The 18,747-nt window shown below is 46.9% G+C and carries 14 protein-coding genes and 3 pseudogenes; 7 read left to right on the top strand and 10 right to left on the bottom strand.

What is annotated here, in order from left to right; translation table 11 throughout:
• Nucleotides 1–131 precede the first annotated feature (131 nt).
• Nucleotides 132–1,340 (top strand): aldose 1-epimerase family protein, encoded by a 1,209-nt coding sequence (locus tag PAGR_RS04185; RefSeq protein WP_026020904.1) that lies wholly within the window; start codon nucleotides 132–134, stop codon nucleotides 1,338–1,340.
• Nucleotides 1,341–1,558: 218 nt separating this feature from the next.
• Here PAGR_RS04185 and PAGR_RS04180 read toward each other — a convergent pair whose 3' ends face one another.
• The gene (locus tag PAGR_RS04180) at nucleotides 1,559–2,380 is read right to left on the bottom strand and encodes a TIM barrel protein (protein ID WP_014605087.1); all 822 of its coding nucleotides are present in this window, start codon (nucleotides 2,378–2,380) and stop codon (nucleotides 1,559–1,561) included.
• Nucleotides 2,381–2,748: 368 nt separating this feature from the next.
• Between PAGR_RS04180 and PAGR_RS04175 the strand changes: the two are divergent.
• Nucleotides 2,749–3,411, top strand: a pseudogene (locus PAGR_RS04175) (MFS transporter); the annotation flags it as partial.
• A 303-nt stretch (nucleotides 3,412–3,714) separates the two neighbouring features.
• Here the strand turns inward: PAGR_RS04175 and PAGR_RS04170 are convergent.
• Both PAGR_RS04170 and PAGR_RS04165 read right to left on the bottom strand, forming a co-directional pair.
• Entirely contained in the window at nucleotides 3,715–4,077 is a 363-nt protein-coding gene (locus PAGR_RS04170; protein WP_014605086.1) for a hypothetical protein, read from the bottom strand.
• Between the two features lie 290 nt (nucleotides 4,078–4,367).
• A complete protein-coding gene (locus tag PAGR_RS04165) occupies nucleotides 4,368–4,832 on the bottom strand; it encodes a winged helix-turn-helix transcriptional regulator (protein WP_014594538.1) in 465 nt (154 codons plus the stop codon).
• A gap of 209 nt (nucleotides 4,833–5,041) precedes the next feature.
• Here PAGR_RS04165 and PAGR_RS04160 point away from each other — a divergent pair, with 209 nt between their 5' ends.
• Together PAGR_RS04160 and PAGR_RS04155 are read left to right on the top strand one after the other, a co-directional pair.
• Nucleotides 5,042–6,169, top strand: coding sequence for an MFS transporter (locus PAGR_RS04160; RefSeq protein ID WP_161610951.1), 1,128 nt, complete (start codon nucleotides 5,042–5,044; stop codon nucleotides 6,167–6,169).
• A 2-nt stretch (nucleotides 6,170–6,171) separates the two neighbouring features.
• On the top strand, nucleotides 6,172–7,062 hold the full coding sequence (locus PAGR_RS04155; RefSeq protein WP_014605084.1) for an EamA family transporter: 891 nt from the start codon (nucleotides 6,172–6,174) through the stop codon (nucleotides 7,060–7,062).
• Here the strand turns inward: PAGR_RS04155 and PAGR_RS04150 are convergent.
• Entirely contained in the window at nucleotides 6,997–7,923 is a 927-nt protein-coding gene (locus tag PAGR_RS04150; protein ID WP_013027144.1) for a LysR family transcriptional regulator, read from the bottom strand. The genes PAGR_RS04155 and PAGR_RS04150 overlap by 66 nt on opposite strands.
• Before the next feature lie 147 nt (nucleotides 7,924–8,070).
• Here PAGR_RS04150 and PAGR_RS04145 point away from each other — a divergent pair, with 147 nt between their 5' ends.
• The 3 genes from PAGR_RS04145 (at nucleotide 8,071) to PAGR_RS04135 (ending at nucleotide 11,320) form a co-directional block, all read left to right on the top strand.
• Nucleotides 8,071–9,492 (top strand): M20 family metallopeptidase, encoded by a 1,422-nt coding sequence (locus PAGR_RS04145; RefSeq protein ID WP_014605083.1) that lies wholly within the window; start codon nucleotides 8,071–8,073, stop codon nucleotides 9,490–9,492.
• Nucleotides 9,489–10,763, top strand: a complete 1,275-nt coding sequence (locus tag PAGR_RS04140) for an MFS transporter (protein WP_014605082.1) — start codon at nucleotides 9,489–9,491, stop codon at nucleotides 10,761–10,763. The genes PAGR_RS04145 and PAGR_RS04140 overlap by 4 nt, the downstream gene beginning before the upstream one ends.
• A 275-nt stretch (nucleotides 10,764–11,038) precedes the next feature.
• Complete coding sequence (locus PAGR_RS04135) at nucleotides 11,039–11,320, top strand: hypothetical protein (RefSeq protein WP_014605081.1); 282 nt, start codon at nucleotides 11,039–11,041, stop codon at nucleotides 11,318–11,320.
• Nucleotides 11,321–11,743: 423 nt separating this feature from the next.
• Here PAGR_RS04135 and PAGR_RS22950 read toward each other — a convergent pair.
• The 6 genes and pseudogenes from PAGR_RS22950 to PAGR_RS04105 all read right to left on the bottom strand — a co-directional run.
• Nucleotides 11,744–11,902: pseudogene (locus PAGR_RS22950) on the bottom strand (IS3 family transposase); the annotation flags it as partial.
• A 12-nt stretch (nucleotides 11,903–11,914) separates the two neighbouring features.
• Nucleotides 11,915–12,965: pseudogene (locus PAGR_RS23470) on the bottom strand (integrase core domain-containing protein).
• Nucleotides 12,966–13,652: 687 nt separating this feature from the next.
• Nucleotides 13,653–14,807 carry an ATP-grasp domain-containing protein gene (locus tag PAGR_RS04115; protein ID WP_013027150.1) on the bottom strand — a complete coding sequence of 385 codons (1,155 nt, stop codon included), beginning with the start codon at nucleotides 14,805–14,807 and terminating at the stop codon, nucleotides 13,653–13,655.
• A gap of 1,072 nt (nucleotides 14,808–15,879) precedes the next feature.
• Nucleotides 15,880–16,359: a flavin reductase gene (locus PAGR_RS22940; protein WP_013027151.1), complete on the bottom strand. Its 480-nt coding sequence runs from the start codon at nucleotides 16,357–16,359 to the stop codon at nucleotides 15,880–15,882.
• Nucleotides 16,360–16,517: 158 nt separating this feature from the next.
• A complete protein-coding gene (locus PAGR_RS04110) occupies nucleotides 16,518–17,525 on the bottom strand; it encodes a hypothetical protein (RefSeq protein ID WP_014605079.1) in 1,008 nt (335 codons plus the stop codon).
• Nucleotides 17,506–18,744 carry an MFS transporter gene (locus tag PAGR_RS04105; protein WP_014605078.1) on the bottom strand — a complete coding sequence of 413 codons (1,239 nt, stop codon included), beginning with the start codon at nucleotides 18,742–18,744 and terminating at the stop codon, nucleotides 17,506–17,508. Before PAGR_RS04105 ends, PAGR_RS04110 begins: the two co-directional genes overlap by 20 nt.
• Nucleotides 18,745–18,747 lie beyond the last annotated feature (3 nt).

Genomic DNA, 18,747 nt, shown 5'->3' with positions numbered 1-18,747 from the left:
GAGCAACATCCCACTAACACGCTTAATCCTTCCTCATTTTCCAGCAGGTGAGGAAAATCACGTTTCCGTTACGTCCGAATCAGTAAATTCCTCTGATGATTGAAAAAACGATTCAGCTAAAGGGGTAAATGATGAAGACAAAACTCGCACTGACGGTATTAGCCGTGATGATTTCTGGTTCTGCGTCTGCCAAAACCTGGGTGCTGACGAGTGCTGAACAAGGCACAGACAAAGGAAACTGGCAGGTTAACAGCAGCGAGCTGAAATTCCAGGGCAAGCCGTTCAGCATTGAGCAGAAAGTGTTGCACGGCGGTAAGCAGGAAGGCAGTAAGATCCTGGAGATTCGAAGTCAGGATGGCCTGACCATCACGCTCGTTCCCACCCGGGGAATGAACCTGCTCCGCGTGGAAGGCTTTGGCACCCGACTGGGCTGGGATTCACCGGTTAAAGAGGTGGTGAATCCCGCTTTTATCAACCTTGAAAGTCGCAATGGCCTGGGCTGGCTGGAAGGGTTCAACGAGATGATGGTGCGCTGCGGCTATGAATGGACCGGCCATCCTGTTAACGACAAAGGCCGCATCTATACGCTGCACGGCAAAGCTGGAAACACGCCGGTCTCACAGCTTGAAGTCGAGGTGGCGGATGCGGCCCCGCACGAAATCCGCATCCGCGGTTTGATCAAAGAGAGCACCTTCAAGAAAGCCGATCTCCAGACGTGGACGGAATTGCGCTATGTACCGGGCAGCAATCAGTTCAGCCTGCATGACGTGCTGACCAACCATTCCGATTACCCACACGATTACGAGATTATCTATCACAGCAACTTCAGCACGCCAATTCTGGAAGAAGGCGCACGGTTTCTCGCCCCGATGTCGCAAATCAGTCCGTTTAATGACTATGCCAAAGCCGGTTTGAAAAACTGGCAAACTTATCAAGGCCCTACAAAAGACTTCGATGAAATGGTGTTTAACATCAAGCCGCTGTCTGACAAGGATCATCAGACCCTCGCCGCCGTAGTGAATAAAGCCGGAAACAAAGGTGCCTCTATCCAGTTTGATACTCAACAGCTGCCGCTGCTGACCCTGTGGAAAAATACCGATACGCTGAAACAAGGCTATGTCACCGGGATTGAGCCCGGCACCAACTATGCCTATCCGGTGACCATTGAACGAGAACAGAAGCGCGTGAAACAGCTGGCACCGGGCGCGAGTGCAACCTTCGATCTGACCTATACCTTGCTGCATAACAGCGAGCAGGTGAATGCGGTGGAAAAACGCATCCAGGCGATTCAGGGCGATACGAAGATTGACGAAAATGCTACGCCGATAGCGACAGAGTAAAACATCCTGCCTTTCTGCCGGGAAATTTGTCGTCTCTCAGAGCGGACAGATGATGAATCACACTTACGGGCATAATTGCCCGTAAGTGCATCAACGAAGCCTGGGCGCGTTTACTTCTACGCCCTGTTGGCTGTTCCTCATAATGCTGTTTCTGCGAACCGAAGATGCATGAGATATCATCGATAAATCAGCGGGTTAAACCTCACAGGCGAGGCGCTTTACTTCAAGGAATGTTGAATCAGTTGGATGCTGTTTTTAATTTCATGCTGAATCTTGTTCTCATCCCAGTCCGCCAGTTCTGGCGCAAAAGGTTCAAAGGCATAAATGCCTTTATAGCCTCGTTCTTCAAGCTGTTTAACCTGGCGACAGGTGAACAGGCGATCTTCCGGCGTCAACATTATGCGCTCGGCATCTGTCAGGCTTTCACGCGGACGTTTGTCCTCCACGCCCGACAGGTGAACCAGACCAATTTGGGCGATATCCACCTGACTGAATTCGGCGTCAGCATCGGGATAGAGATAATGATGGAAGGTGTCGATTAATAATTTAAAGGGAACATGGGCATCGCGAATAAGCTTCTGCGCCTGCGCTGCCGAACGCAGCGAGCTTTGTGGGAAGCCGAGTGGCTCAACCAGTCCGGTTATTCCATAGGTCGCGAACAGCGGTGCCAAATCGCGCAGTGCGTTTAATGTTACCTCTGGCGCAACCGACGAGCCGTCGTTCAGGGGACAAAGCACCAGCGAACGCGCCCCCACCGCTTTCGCATCGGCCAGCAAGGATTCGGTCAGTTGGCGAACCTGTTCCGTACGCTGATTGAAGGGATAAACGGCATTTATGGTAATAATGTCAATGCCATAACGTTCAGCCAGTGCGCAAACCTGGGCAGCACTCAGGTTGTCCATCACGTTACCGCTGGGCAAGTCGTTACGAAGTTCCACCTTATTCAACCCTAAACCGTTCACCAGCCTGAAGAAGGCTTCAATGCTCAGCGAGGGGGCGATCTTTCTGTTAATACAAAAACGTTCTGCGGCGATGGTCATGCGACTCTCCTGAACCCGGTAACATCAAGCGAACCCAATGGGATAATAAAAATATTTATTTCATTTTAGATTAAAAGGAAAATAAAGTTCTTTGATGACACTCGCAAATACGTTAACGCCCGGTTAAATAACCCAGAAAATAAAGAATAAACCCCACCATTTCTCTTAATTAACAACTAACTGTTCATTATTCTTTTCCTGACAAGAATGGGCAGGTTCACGTGAAAAAATGCATCCCTGATGAAATGGAAATTTCATTTCATTTAAATGCCCTTAAGCACCCTGCGAGGACAGCGACAGTCAGGTGTGAATCTTTTGCCGGTGTCAGGCCAGTACCTGATTATCGCGGGTTAGGTTATTAGTGGAGATCAGCCATCCAGCAGCTAACCGGCGTTAACACCATTATGTATTATGCCCCCACCGTGCTGGAGTCAGTCGGTATGTAGTATAACGCCGCGCTTTTTGCCACCATCGCCAATGGCGTGGTGTCCGTCCTGATGACGTTCGTTAGGATCTGGATGCTGGGTAAAGTGGGTTGCCGAACCATGGTGATGACGGGACAGTTTGGTTGCACCGCCTGCCTAATCTTTATCGGTATGGTGAGCTATCTGCTGCCTGAAACGGTTAATGGTCAGCCAGATGCGCTACGGCCTTATAGGGTACTGGCGGGCATGCTGATGTTTCTCAGTTTCCAGCAGGGTGCCTTATCAACCGTGACATGGTTGTTATTGTCAGAGATATTTCCGACGCGACTGCGTGGCATCTTTATGGGCGGTGCCGTATTCGCCATGTGGATAGCGAACTTCCTGATCTCTCTTTTCTTCCCTCTTCTTCTTGTCTGGGTCGGTCTGGCGAGTACGTTCTTTATTTTCGCCGCCATTGGACTCTTTGGTGCCATTTTTGGCATCAAATGCGTGCCGGAAACCCGTAACAGAAGCCTGGAGCAGATCGAGCATGATCTTAAGGGCTGGCTTGATGATGAAAATCGCCATACGGCCGACCATGCCGTTTTCGTTTCAAAAAGCCGCTAACGGCACAGGCGCTTAAGAGTTGGTAATCGCCTGTGCCGTAATGAGGACGTTTAAGGGATGATAGTGCTCAATGTTATCTGACGATGCCCCGTGGATGATCGCGTTCCAGTCAGTAAACCGTCATCTCAACGCTGCGCGGGGCATGACGAATATTGATCACCTTTTGCGCCACCATCTGAGGCGTCATGCAGTATAACCGCCCCGGATACAGAGACAGGCTGATATCCGGGGCGTTATTAATTACCGTCAGGCGCTGTGCTAAGCATCGGTGTTCTCCCTACGGACTCATTTAGGGGAAAGCCGTTAGGCCGAAAAGCGACAAGGACGATCAAGCTCGTCCAGTTTCTTTTCCACCAGCCACTGAAACGCTTTGCCATCCGGGCGGGAATAAAGCGCTTTTCTCACCGGCACCAGCGCCACCCACTTCTGGGCAATCGTCATTTTTTTAACGTCGGACAGCGGCAGCCCATGACTTTCGCTAATCGCCCGATTAACGGCCTGTTCGGCAGTGATGTCCTTCCAGTTACGGTTACGCTTCAGCGCCTCGCCAAACCACAGCAGGCGAAAACTCTGGTGACGTTCGATAAGCCCTTTCATCGCACTGACGCGCTGCCAGAACGTTTTACTGAGGGTATCAATGACATCCTCAGGAAAGAAAGAATCCATGGTGGTTCTCCTTTGCAGATGAATGTTCAGGTCAGTATGTGCACCGCTCTCTGTTATATCGGCATATGACCGTCAGAGTGACAGTAACGCATAGCAGGAATGATAAGCGTGTCACAGGTAAAAAACGCGCCTGTTTACAGCCTTTTACGTCCTTTACACTATCTAACGAGAGATATCATGGTGTGACCACGGCGCGGTATAGCCCCCTTGTAAGCGAGCTGTTAGCCATCAAAGGCTGCGCCATAACCTTCAGGCGCTTTGCATCCTTTTACTGCGGGTATTTCAGCAATTCACCCGGCGGTTTTATCAGAAACGACGCGCCTGCGGTGGCAGTCGCCCGGTTGCAGTTTGTTTCCCTGAGAGGAGCGCACATCCAAAAACTGAACCGGCTTACCCTGTTCGTTATCAAGCAGAACAGAATAGGTTTCCCCTTGTTCAAACATATAACGCTCTCCCCATTGCCGCATCGCCACAACAATGGGGAAAACGGAACGCCCCTTTTCCGTCAGGACGTATTCCCTGTAGGCGCTGCCATCCGATGCTGGCAAAATGTCGAACACGCCGATATCGACCAGATGTTTCAGGCGCGAAGCCAGGATGTTTTTGGCAAGCCCCAGGTTTTTTTGAAACTCACTGAATCTCCGCACATCATCAAATGCCTCGCGGATAATCATCATGCACCAGCGCTCACCAATCGATTCCAGCGTCCGCGCAACGGGACATTCGCTGGTTCTTAGCGATTCCTGTTTTGCCATGGGTGTTCTCCCTGTCAGTCTGTCTACTGATGTAAGCTTAATTCCCGCATTTAACAGTTGCAAAAAAAAACCACTCTTGTTACTTCTATAAGCAACCTAGTTTTAAAAAGAAACCAGAATAAAGGCACCTTATGGCAGGTAAGGCAAGTACGTGTCGCAATGACGGGACGAAAACCGCATCGACCAGTGTCACTGCGCTGAGTTCAGGGATGACGATGCTATTTTCATTGACCTGTGCACTGGCGGTAGCCAATGTGTATTCTGCGCAACCGTTACTCCAGTCGATGGCGACAAGCCTGAAAGTCTCGCCCGCTATGATCGGCAGCATTGTTACTGCCACACAGGCGGGCTATGCCATCGGCTTGCTTTTTCTGGTGCCGCTCGGGGACTGGATGAACCCTAAACGCGTAGTGATGACGCAGTTGTTATTCTCCGTTGTGGCGTTAGTTATGGCGGGGTTATCACGCAGTGTCACGGTCCTGCTCTGCGCCGTGCTGGTTATTGGCCTGATGGCCGTGGTGGTGCAGCTTATCGTAGCGTGGGCAGCGAGACTGGCGACACCACAAAAACGAGGCCAGGTGATTGGCACCCTGACCAGCGGAATTGTTACAGGCATCCTGTTATCCCGTTTTATCTCAGGCGCCATTGCCGATATCGCCGGCTGGCGGGCTGTTTATCTCACCTCTGCCTGCCTGATGTTGCTGATTACCTGTTTCGTCTGGAAAGTGATGCCATCGCCCCCGCCACGGCCCTGCAGGCCCAGTTACCTCTCCCTGCTGAAGTCGGTTTTTCGGTTGTTTATCACGGAACCTCAACTGCGAAAACGTGGGATGATTGCGCTCCTGATCTTCGCGGCTTTCAGCATGCTGTGGACAACCATGGTAATGCCACTTACGGCACTTTCCCTGACACATACCCAGACAGGTATGTTTGGCTTAGCCGGAATGGCTGGCGTGCTCGCGGCATCACGCGCGGGCAAGTGGGCTGACAGAGGATTTGCCCAACGCACAACAGGGTTAGCATTGGCACTATTGGTGTTCTCATGGCTGCCTGTCGCATATGTCGAAAACTCTTTGTGCTGGCTGGTGGCAGGCATCATCGCGCTGGACTTTGCGGTGCAGGCCGTTCATGTCTCCAGTCAGAGCCTCATCATTGCAGCCAGACCCGCAGCAGCAAGCCGTCTGGTCGGTGCTTATATGTGTTTTTATTCGCTGGGCAGCGCAGCAGGCGCCCTCATTGCAACGCAACTGTATGCCTACTGGGGATGGCAGGCCGTCTGCCTTGCCGGTGCCTCGGTCAGCGCGTGTGCCTTTCTTATCTGGTCAGGATCCCGTTAATCATGAAATACCCACATCTTCTGCTCGCCATCCTGGTTACCGCAATCTGGGGCGTAAACTTTTCCGTCATTAAACTTGGCCTGCACACTATCGATCCCTTCATACTGGCAGCCATTCGCTTCACGCTGAGTGCCCTGCCTGCCCTTTTTTTTATCAAAAAGCCCGATGTGCCGTGGCGTTACCTCATCGGTTACGGCCTGATTTTTGGCATCGGCTTGTGGGGGCTGGTCAATCTGGGAATCAAAACAGGCTTGTCTGCCGGGATAGCATCGCTTGCGCTGCAGTTCAGCGCTTTTTTTACCTTATTGCTGGGCAGCCTGATATTCCGGGAGCGCCTCAGTCGCTATCAAATCACCGGTTTTGTTATCGCCTGTGCGGGTTTACTGAGCATTGTTTTTGTAACGGATGGCTCGGTTACACTGAGCGGTATGCTGCTGGTCATGGCCGGTGCGCTTGCCTGGAGCGTCGCCAACATCATTATTAAAAAGGCAGGCACAAAACAGGTATTCGCCTTTCTGGTATGGTCGAGCGCATTTTCGCCGCTACCGCTTTTTGGCCTGGACTGGCTGGTTAACGGTAGCAGCGGCTTTACAGAGATGTTTAGCCACATGGACAACCGCGCGTTGTTGTCTGTTTTGTTCCAGGTCTATCCCAATACACTTTTCGGCTACTGGATATGGAATTCGTTACTCAAGCAGTATCCGGTTTCCACAGTCGCACCGCTTTCACTACTGGTGCCGGTCTTCGGGATTTTAGGTTCCATGATGATATTCGGCGAGCATATCTCACCGCAAAAAATGCTTGCTCTGCTGTTGATTATTATCGGGCTAACGGTCGGGTTGTATGGTCAGCGACTCGTCCAGCGCGTTCAGTTGCTGCCGCGCAAACGCTAGAAATACCTCCAGCGCGGCGCTACGGGGCCGGCCGGAAGGCACCTGCAACTGCAGATTGCGCTGGCTTAATTGATCGATGCCGACGGAGCGCAAAACCAGTCCGTGCGCTTCGGCTTCCTGTATCACGCTGAACGCACTGCAAATGGTGACGGCTAATGGCGTATGCAGCAGGAACTGGAACAGGGTTGAGAAATTGTCGCAGGTCACGACCGGTTCAATCAGATTGCCGCTCATATGGCTTGCCAGCTCGAACAGCTGTCGTACCGTGGTGTTTTGCTGCGGCAGTGCCAGTGGATAGTGGCTGATATCGCTGAGCGTTACCTGCGGCGCGCTGGCCAGTGGATGACCCTGATGCATGACTAACAGCACCGGTGCAGGCCAGGAACCGAGGATCTCAACCCCGTGCTCAGCGTGCAGGCTGAACTGCAGCGCCAGGTCGCAGTCGCCATTACGTATCAGTTCTGATACGCCCTGTGGGCTGGCGACCTTGATCTCAAAAAGGATGCCGGGATTATTCTCCCGAAATGCGGCGATCATGCGGGGCAGCAACGTGAAGGCCAGGCCATCGGTACAGACCAGTCGAATCAGGGTGCGGCGTACTGCTTTTAATCCTTTGATTTCCGCCAGCGCGTATTCCATATCCAGCATATTTTTGCGCACGTGATGGGCAAAAATTTCCCCGGCTTCATTCAGCACCATGCCGCGCGCGTGGCGATCAAACAGCGGCACGCCCACCTGCGCCTCCAGCCGCTGAATTTGACGACTGATCGCCGATACCGCAATAAACAGCTGCTCGCTTGCCGCACTGAGCGATCCGGCATTGGCGACGGCAAGAAAATAGCGGATTTCATTACTGATCATGCGAACGCCTTTTGCTGGTGCATGCCTCGAAAACGGGCAGGCAGCTTTGCTTTAAAAGCAAATCTTACTCGATAAATTGATAATTGTGGCAAAGCAGCGTTTCGGAAATGATGGGAAAACCATAATACGAATAAAAGACGAGCAAACATGACAGCCCAACAAGCGGTAGACCAGGCCACCGCCTGGTTCGACAGTGGGGAATTTCAGCAGGTTCTGGCGCGCCGCGTTTCGCAGCGAACTGAGAGCCAGCGCCAGGATCGCGACAGTGAATTACACCACTATTTACACGACGAAATCGGCCCACAGCTAAGTGCGTTGGGTTTCACCCTCCACTTCATCGAGAACGCCGAAGCGGCCCATCGTCCTTTTCTGGTGGCGGTGCGCATCGAAGATCCTGCGCTCCCTACGCTGCTGAGTTACGGCCATGGCGATGTGGTGTTCGGCGATGATGAAAACTGGCGTGAAGGATTAATGCCCTGGCAGCTCGTTGAAGAGGGCGATCGCTGGTATGCCCGCGGCAGCGCAGATAATAAAGGTCAGCACTGCGTGAATCTGGCCGCGCTGGAACAGGTGTTTCTCGCACGCGGCGGACGTCTGGGCTTCAACTGCAAGCTGCTGTTTGAGATGGGCGAAGAGATCAGCTCACCCGGCCTGGCGCAGCTGTGCCGGCAGCACGGCGATCTGCTGAAAGCCGATCTGTTTATCGCCTCGGATGGCCCGCGCCTGAATGCGGTGCAACCTACCCTGTTTCTGGGATCGCGCGGTGCCGTGAATTTCCGCCTGACGGTGACGGCCCGTGATAACGCCTATCACTCTGGCAACTGGGGCGGTTTGCTGAGCAATCCCGGCACGCAGCTGGCCAACGCCATTGCCGCGCTGGTTAACGCACAGGGCGTACTTCAGGTGGAAGCACTGAAGCCTGACTCACTGTCGCCGCAGGTACGTGACATTCTCAGCCAGATCAACGTGGGCGGGATGCCGGGCGATCCCGAGATCGATCCGAACTGGGGCGAACCCGCATTAACGCCAACGGAACGCCTGTACGGCTGGAACACTCTGGAAGTGCTGGCCTTCCTGACCGGCAATCCTGCGCGCCCGATGAACGCCATTCCGGGTGAGGCAACGGCCGTCTGTCAGCTGCGCTTTGTGGTAGGCACCGACTGGGAAAAGCTGGCGCAGCACGTCAGCGAACATCTGACGCAGCACGGCTTTGGCTATGTGAAGGTCGAGTTCCTGCGCGGATCGCCGGCAACCCGCCTTGATCCCACCGATCCGCTGGTCGACTGGGTGCTGGCCAGCATCGCCGAAACCAGCGGTAAGAAACCGGCTCTGCTGCCCAACCTGGGTGGTTCGCTGCCCAACGAGGTGTTTTCTGACATCCTCGGCCTGCCCACATTGTGGGTGCCGCACTCCTATCCCGCCTGCGGCCAACACGGCGTGAACGAACATATGCTGAAGTCGATTGCGCGTGAAGGTCTGCAAATCATGACCCGACTGTTATGGGACTTAGGCGAGCAAGGCCGCGAACTGGTGGCGAAGCATCGTCAACATGCCGTAGGTGCCGCATGAGCACGTTCAACACCGCTGCACCGCTGCACGCGAATAAACCCAGCCTGCATAAAACCCTTTTCGCCACCTGCATCGGTAACGCGCTGGAGTGGTTTGATATTGCGGTTTACGGCTTTTTTGCCAGCTATATTGCCCATGCGTTTTTCCCGACCAGCGATCCGTCCGTTTCTATGCTGCTGACCTTCGGCAGTTTCGGTGTCTCCTTCCTGATCCGGCCATTGGGCGCGATTGTGTTGGGTAACTATGCCGATCGCCACGGGCGTAAAAAAGCGCTACTGCTCTCCATCAATCTGATGATGCTGGGCGGTGCCATCATTACGTTTATGCCGGGCTACGAACACATTGGTCTGGCTGCGCCCTTGTTGATTCTGCTGGCGCGTCTGATACAAGGCTTCTCTGCCGGTGGCGAATTTGGTAGCTCGACGGCGTTTCTGGTCGAGCATTTTCCCGAGCGCAAAGCCTTTATCGCCAGCTGGCAGTTCGCCACGCAAGGGGCAAGTACCCTGATGGCATCGGCCTTTGGTCTGGGATTAACGAAAATCCTGACGGAAAGCGAGATCCAGGACTGGGGCTGGCGCATTCCTTTTGCCTTTGGTCTGCTGATCGGCCCGCTGGGGATCTATATTCGCCGCCACGTACATGAACCTGCCAGCTTCGCCACCCGGCAGCCCGAGGTCGCCCCGCTTAAGCGCCTGTTTGGTCGCCAGAAAGAGCTGATGCTGCTGGCGATTGGCCTGATGGTTATCTCTACGGCGGTTAACTACATGCTCAACTATGTGCCGACCTACGCCACCCGCAATCTCCACCTGCCCGGCTCTGTGGCCTTTACCGCCACCTTGCTGGCGGGGGTGATCCTGACCGTGGTGACGCCGATTATGGGCCTGTGGGCAGAGCGCGTGGGCCGGGTTCCGCTGATGTGGGGATCGCTGATTTTACTGATTGTCACCATCTACCCTGCCTTTAAGCTGGTGGTGAATCACACCACGCCCACCACGCTGATCGTGCTGGTCTGCTGGATGGCGTTGCTCAAGTCGATTTACTTCTCCACGGTACCCTCGGTCATGGCCGATCTGTTTCCTATGGGCACGCGCGCCAGCGGCATGGCGATCAGCTATAACGTGGCGGTGACGGTATTTGGCGGATTTGCGCCGCTGATCTGCACGCTGTTGATCACCGCCACCGGCACCAGCCTGGCTCCCGGCTATTACCTGATGGCGATGTCGGTGCTGAGCGGCCTGGCGCTGCTGCGAAGCCAGAAGCGGGTGACGTGAGAGGACAGGTGCACAGGGTTGTGCACCTGACGGATTTTATCATCGTGATGAACAGACAGCATGTTTTTGGAAAGAGATTCCCATTTTTGTCATCCATGTCAGATTTCCGCTGTTCGTCATGGCAACCTTAATCATTTACACGTTATGGCGCATGGTTCATCTTTACGGTGTGGTCAGCAACTCGGTTCGATTTCAGCATGACCGGGCTTCACTCTTTTTGTTGCATCATGCCCAGTCATTGAAGTGTGTACCTCTCTCATAACAAGGATGATGGGATGACAATCTCTAAGGAAAAGACCAAAACAAATCAGTACCAAATCCGACTTTCTCACGAGTTTCGGACGCAGCTCGAAGAACAGGCGTGTGAGGATGGTGACGTCAACCTGGCGACGTGGATAAAGCGGGTACTGCGGAAAGAGCTTAAGGTAAGGGGCATTGAGCCGAAGGGGAATTTAGGTTGGAGTTATTTCGCTTTAACGGCATTATTATTGTTGTCTCAACAACCAGCCAATGTTTCAGCTGCCAGAGATAAATGCTTATGCGGTTGCCAGTTTTAGTTGACTACTACAGTGCTGACGAATAATGGATACGTAGAGTAAAATTACCCCAAAGTGATCTCGAAGCAGTAGTTAATAAAGAGGGTATGGTTAAAAGTAAAGATTACATAGCTAAATGGCTTTAGACAGGTGAGGATTTATAATGAGTGCAGTAAAAGTTGCAATTAATCCATAGGACTTCACTCTTTATAAATTTGATGACTCTACTTATATAATGAAAGTCATATTTAGTGAAGGCGAGTATAAAGTTGATGTGGAGAGGTTTTTTATTTTAACTGATTATTTTTCTGGGTTTGAATATAACATCTAAAAATTAAAAAAAATCTCTCAAGAGATAAGAAGTGACTATAATAAGCACAAGCATAGAGAAATTAATAAGATTCACTTTAATATTCTTTTAAAGTTTTTTTAACAAGTTTACCACTATGAATCGCCACGGATAATCCAGACACTTCTGAGCCGTTGATAATACTGGTTTTCATATTCTGTCGGTGACATCTGATCGCTCGAACCATGCCGACGCTTACTGTTATAGAACATTTCGATGTAATCAAAAAAATCGCTACGGGCTTCCTCCCTTGTAAGTACACCTTTTTAGTTCCACGCACTTTTTGAGATTTCCGGGTTTTCAGTTATCAGCCGGTATTCTTCCGGCGTCAGGTTATTCAGGGATTCATGAGGGCGCTCGCTTTTATATTCCATCAGCCAGCGCTCTAGAATTTCCTGTGCTTCATTCAGGGTTCTGAACAGATAAAAACCCAGTATTTCTGTCCAGTACGTCCCGCAGAATCGCTCGACAAAGGCATTATGCGTTAGCTTGCCAGGCCTGATAAACTCTGGCATCACACCATGCTCTTCTGCCCATTGTGCCAGCTCAGCGAGACCCGCTCCAGGCAATTAACCATATCCGCACCCTCAGCGGATATCCGCGGTTCGCCACTATCCTGTCCAGTCCCCTGATGACACGTTGGGCTGTGATATTCAGGTCAATTCGAACGCCAGTACTTCGCTGTTAAAATCACCCAACCCATTTTAGGTCCGGAAGCGTCTTCCGCATACCAGCGCATCGTGCATAAAATAGATGGACCCGCTCTGGTTCATTGCCTCTGGCGTAGGCAGCGAGCCTGGATTACTCACCGGCAAAGCGCTGTTTTCCCTTATGGCGAAAATTCAGGTTCAGCAGGCAATAAATCCGGTAAACGCGCTTATGGTTCCAGCTATTGCCCTGCATGCGCAGCACCTGAAAAAGCTTTTAAAGCCTTATCGCGGATAGCGTTCAGCCGTCACGGTCAGTGCCATAATGGCCGGCTCATCACGTCGCGTATCCGGCTGATATCGAAATACCGTCCTGCTCAGCGAAAATATCCTGCAGGCATGACGTCATCTCATAGCAAACTGCGCGGTCAGACAGCTGACTACCTGACGCTTTATCGCTGGTTTTAACATTTATTTTAAATAACGTCTTTCAATGCCGACACTCGAGACTCAGGTCCACAAACATCGGTTTTAGCCGGCGGTTTACATTTTCGAGGTCTTTCATGTTTTTGATATCACAGGCCTCTGAAATTCCGACTTCGCGGCAGACATGTTTCACGGACTTCAGAACGGCAAAGATCTGGTGTTCGATGAATCGGGCTTTGCGCATGACAATCTCCTCCGGTAAAATAATTATTATGCCGAAAGATCTCTAAAGTTGAATGGTCCGCTTTGACGTGATGCTGACAGCTAAATATGATACTATCTATTATTAAATCTTAAATGAATTTTTAAAAAGTGCTTGCTGCAGAAGAATTGATGGTTAAGAGCTAAGTCTAACTTATTAATGGCAAGAAGCATTTAATTTTGATAACATCACAAACATTGTTCTTTTAAACTCTTTTTATACCAACTGCATTTGTGGGAGGCAAAATGAACAATTATTGGCATCAATTCGTAGACACATGATATTTATCAATGCGAAGTAACATTGAGGCAGATTACAACTCCCCTCTGAACATCGAAACTCCCATTAACTCAGAACATCTAAATATCTACAGACCTTCAAAAACATTGCCTACGAGTTAAATAAATATAATACCACGTATAGTCTCACCATAGCTAACCAATAATATAGATCATTTTTTGAAAAAATTAATTCCACACCAGGGAGGGCAACCATCTTTAAATTAATCAATTACTACCCCACTCTGTTTACTATAATAATTAATCATCATACTTATCAATTAATTCTAATTTTTTTGACAACCTCAAAATAATACAGTTAATTATTTTATTTCCCCAATAAACTTATAGTTTTCTATTTTAAAACTGCATATTACAAATACATGTAAATTTAAATATATTTTTCGAATAACTCCTTACTCTCATTTATGCCATGAATAATTCTTTCTGAGTATATTTCTAATTCAGTATTTTTGATCCTCTCTAATAGTTCACATTGATCTTCACCCCATATTGTGGCCCTTCCTGTGTTGGTTTTTCGAGATTTCATTTTTTGGACGAAACCAAATTCTTTTAAACCTGTTTCAAGTTTCAAATGAATTGGCATCTCAATGACTTCGTTTTCATGATTTAATTGTGAAGAAAATTTATTATAAATTTTACTTTCCAAATCCAATTGATATAAATTTTCATTACAAGCATATCCAGTAGCTCTGATTGTTCCATTATACCTCGCATTAATTTCTATAACTACCAAATCCTGATGTGTTTTTATAAACTCAACCTCTATCCATCCATTAAAGATATTGGTATTACTAATTTTACTTAATATGGCATTTATTTTTTCATTTAAGCTTTTATTTTTTAGCTTGCTAATATACCTGAATTTGTCCATTGCGTGCCCGCTATGAATATCAGTTTCGCCTTTAAACATTATCGGGGAGGCTATATAAAACCCATTTAGCATATAAGCGTTTACAGAAAACTCAAGTCCTTTCAGAAACTGTTCTACATACCAATCAGTTACCTCATGAGGGAGTTTATATATGTCATCAAATCTTTGGCAATAAAATTGATTTACACCACCTGCTCCATTGTTAGCTTTACAGACTATAGTTCCACCATTATATTCAAGGAAATCATGTATTTCTTTTTTTGTGTTACATTGAAGCCCTTTGGGAATACTAACACCCAAAAATGCCATTAACTCTTGCGTGATGCTTTTATAAGCAGCTGTAGAAAAAGCATTTTCATTCATGCCTAGATAGATGTTTCTTAATCCTGCCAACTCAACAGCTTTTAATTCAGCGAACGAGTTGATTTCAGAACCGGAAGTGCTCCATATAAAATCAATTTCATTCCCAAGCTCCATTAATCTTACAGAGTAAGAATCTATCTTATCGTAGTACTCATATTTTAAACCTAAGCTAAGTTCATTTATTTTTGGAGTATAGAAAATTAGTGATCTTTTTAATCCAAACTCATCGCATGCCATAGAGGATAAATCACTATTAAAATGCGACGTAATAATTAAACTTTTCATCATTTTACACCTTTAGTTATGCTACTTTAATTTCATCCATAGAAAAATGAACGTTTATAAAATACTAACTCAATAGCTAAAATGGTTATAAAGAGTAACTAAATGCCAGATTTAAATTTCTAACTCGCACTAAATAAGTATGTAGTTTCGATATCTTAAATATAATAATACATGCACTGTGAGCCTGACGGCAAGCCGTCAATACATGTCCTTTGGCTGGAATCGCCTTTACTAACAAGTGTCTAATATGTAAGCCAAACCTGAATTAATACTACATCAAGACGACCAGAATGACCACAAATCGGCATTAGTTTTATCAAAAAATACGATATCAATGCTAGCTGTTGTCATCATAACAACTGCCTATGTTCCAGTGAATTGAGAGAAACGCCTTGGGGTAACCACATCCAAATGTCATCATTACCTGAGAGATGACGCTATCGGGCGGTAACAAATCCGTTTAACCTTTAAAATAGAGCACCGGTCCTTTTCTACTTCACATCACACTCCCATACACCTGTTTTACTCATCTGGCATTTTGTGCCTGATTCTCACTTCAAAAAAATAATTTTACTCTGGGAAGGTTCCCTTTTTATTAAGGAATCGTACCTATGCATTACATCAGGATGACTAATCCTCTTATGTTACTGAATTATGATTAGACGGCTTCTGCAAAAATTATAGTGCATTACGTAAAAACTCAGCTTAACCTTCGTCTTAATTACGGACACATAGTTGATGAAGATCCCCTGATTCCTGCTGACGGCCTTCCTGACTTCCTGACCTGGTTCCCGAATCTGATTTAAATTGGGATTCAGGTATAATGGGTTCAGGAAAAAGGAAGCAAAAATTCAGAATTTAAATGAAAGTGAAAATCAAATAAAAAATTAATATTTACACGGAAGGTATAATTTAAACACCTAAAAAAAACACACCTTACAACTCTATTTTAATGTAGAAACAAGAATATTAACACCTGGTGATTATATCTGATGAATATGATGCGGCCTGTTTTTTCTCAGAATATTTATGCCACGAAATAAAGACAGTATTACAGCATTTTAGGCATAGTGCCTTATGATACACGATGATAATTCCGGCAATAATAAACCAGCGCATCTTTCCCCACAAAAGCTTTAGAAGAAAGAACCTGACAAAAGAAGACAGAGTGGGTTCCTGATTCCACAATATTATCTACACGACAATCTAAACAGCAAACGGAATCAACTACAGCAGGAGACCCCGTGACCAGAACGTCTGCGTCGAATAATGCTAAGCGCTCCTCAACTGAAACCTGATGATTAGCACATTGCATTGCAATGTTGCTTTGCTCTCCTGAAAGAATGCTGACACACAAAGAGCCATTATTTCTTATAACACTATTGTTATTGGAGGCACGATTTATACATACGAGTAAAGTGGGTGGGTCGTCGGTGACAGAACACACGGATGAAACTGTACATGCTGCAGCCCCGCAGGAGCCGCTTGATGTTACAATAGTGACTGCAGTAGGAAGATGCGACATTGCGTGGCGAAAAGCACTTTTATCTAGCATAATAGAGCTCCAATGAGTGTTGAGGTGTTATCGCATGATGTTAAATGAGCAATGACATGTAACTTTAAAATATTTTAAACTGGTTCTTATATACAACCTTCAACCCGGTAACCATGTCGCCTTTTCAAAATGAGAGGTTATTTCTAGTTTATGTTTTATTATTCTTTCTTTGAAAAAAGATCATGTTCCTGAATAGCCATGGTAAGACTGTATGGGATGTTATTTTTAATAAGCTGTTCTGCTATATCGCTTGATGGTTTATAAGGGTAAATATACTCTTGAACGGCAGGCATGACCAGATTAGTGGGTAACGCAAACTCAACTTCAGATTGATTTGGTAATGCCATTTTCCATTTTTCAATCACCTGATGCCAGTAGTTATCCATTTTTTCGCCTCCCACAAATGCTGCAGGCTGAAAAAAATTTAACAGCGCAATGTTTGTAAAATTATCAAAGATAAATGCATCGCGCCATTCACTGGTAAAACTCAATTCTTCGCCATTCAGTCTTCTGCATTGTGCCTGGCTTAAAAAAGCTTCTAAAAAATTAAAAGATATAACATCGTTTTTTGCCTGATGAATAATAAAAGCTACAAATGCGTCAAGTGGGAGATAAAGGGTACGGCCTTTATGTGCAAAACCGCTATTGACCTCTTGAACGGCTGTCATATAGATGAAGCTAAGAGAAATACGTTTAAACTTCATACTTGTATCAAAGTCATGACGCAGACGTCGATCTACAGAGGCAGAGTGCATTTCATTTGGTTTTAGCGAGTAAACGATATTATGTTTCTTTTTTTTATTTCGTGTGAAAAAGGTAAGTTTATCTATTTTCCCGCCGTTATTAAACCACCATGCATAAGGGCGCCAGTTCAGATCGCTAAAGTTGGTATGGGTCAAGAAAAACCTTAAATGGAACGCGTTTTTGTTACTATTTTGTAGATCGTAGACATAACGTGAGACCCCCGCTCTTGGAAAAAAAACATTCATACTTGCATGAGGTAAGGTAATATAAATATCTTCTGATGTTATAAACTCATTGATTGCGCTGGGTGTGACGCCAAGCGTTTCAAGCACATGTTCTCTTTCCTGCGTATTTAAATGAGTAAACTGTTTAAGATAAAAACCAGTAATAAATTCAGAAAAATCACTTTTGAAATTTAACATCACCTAAATCCTCATAGTTAAAACTGCGACTCTGACAAACCCATAATACATTGAAAAAAATAAGCAGTATCGCAAGTATTAGATAAGTTGTAGTTATGCTGTAAAAAGTCAAAAAAGCACCAGACGAAATAGAAAAGACAATTTTCACACCAGAAGCGACTGAGTTTCTCATCATTGTGAATTTACCAATATTTTCTATATCAGGCATTTGATTCGTGAGTACCTTAATAGAAATCATATGCCATGAAACAAAAAAAGAAGTGAGAAATAAAAAAAAGTATACGGCATAATAATTTCTCGTTGATAAACACATCAAAATCAGACAGATGCCAGAAATACACAGAGAAAACCGTAATGAAGACTTTAGAGAAAGCATATTGAGTGCTGCTGCTATCCCCGAGATAATGACAGCACATTGTAGAGTCATATTCAGCACTGGATAAATTTTCTCGCTATTACCATATAGAGAAGATAATGAAGGAAGGGATGTGTTTAAAAATTGTAAAGCTCCACTTGATGGAACAGTAAAAATCAAGGGTAACAAAAAGTCCTTACTGCGAAAAAGATATGTAAAGGATTCATTTTTCTTAGTGACAGAGTGAATCTGCACAATAACCTCAGCGTCTTTATTATCAGGATTCCCTTTCTCAAAAAGTGTCGAAATATAAATATTCAAAAGGTAGATGCAGCAGGTCAGCATGAGCGCTTGCATGTAGTAACCCGTACTGATAGCCCATCCTCCTATGGCCGCGCCAAAAACCTGAGCGGCCTGCATGCCAGAGGAGGCAAGCTGAAGTGCTTTTATTGCATCACTATTACTGAATGCTGTTCTGATAATGCGATTTTGGGATGTCTTATTAAACATTTTGACAACAGATAATACGGCCTGTGCCAAATAAAAGATACTGAGCGTGATTAGTTCAAAACCCTCATTTCTCATTAAAATAAAATAGACAATTAGCGATATGGCACTAAGAGAAACATTACTGATAAATAACTGTTTTCCAGGACTGCTCGCATCAGCTTTTTTGAGGAAAAAGAATCCTAATACGGCTGATGGAAGATATGAAGAAACTATAGTCAGACTGACAAGCATCGGACTATGAGTTTCATGATATATAAGCCACAAAAATATAACCGTCTGAATCCCTTCAGCCGAGCATGAAAGAAAATTGTATATCTGGAAGAAAGCGTTTTTTTTGGTTTCATATTTTAACATATC

It is taken from the genome of Pantoea ananatis PA13, from assembly GCF_000233595.1.
GTDB classification, from domain to species: Bacteria; Pseudomonadota; Gammaproteobacteria; order Enterobacterales; family Enterobacteriaceae; genus Pantoea; species Pantoea ananatis.
Note: the sequence above shows the minus strand (reverse complement) of the source record. Positions and strands in the feature narration are given on the sequence as shown.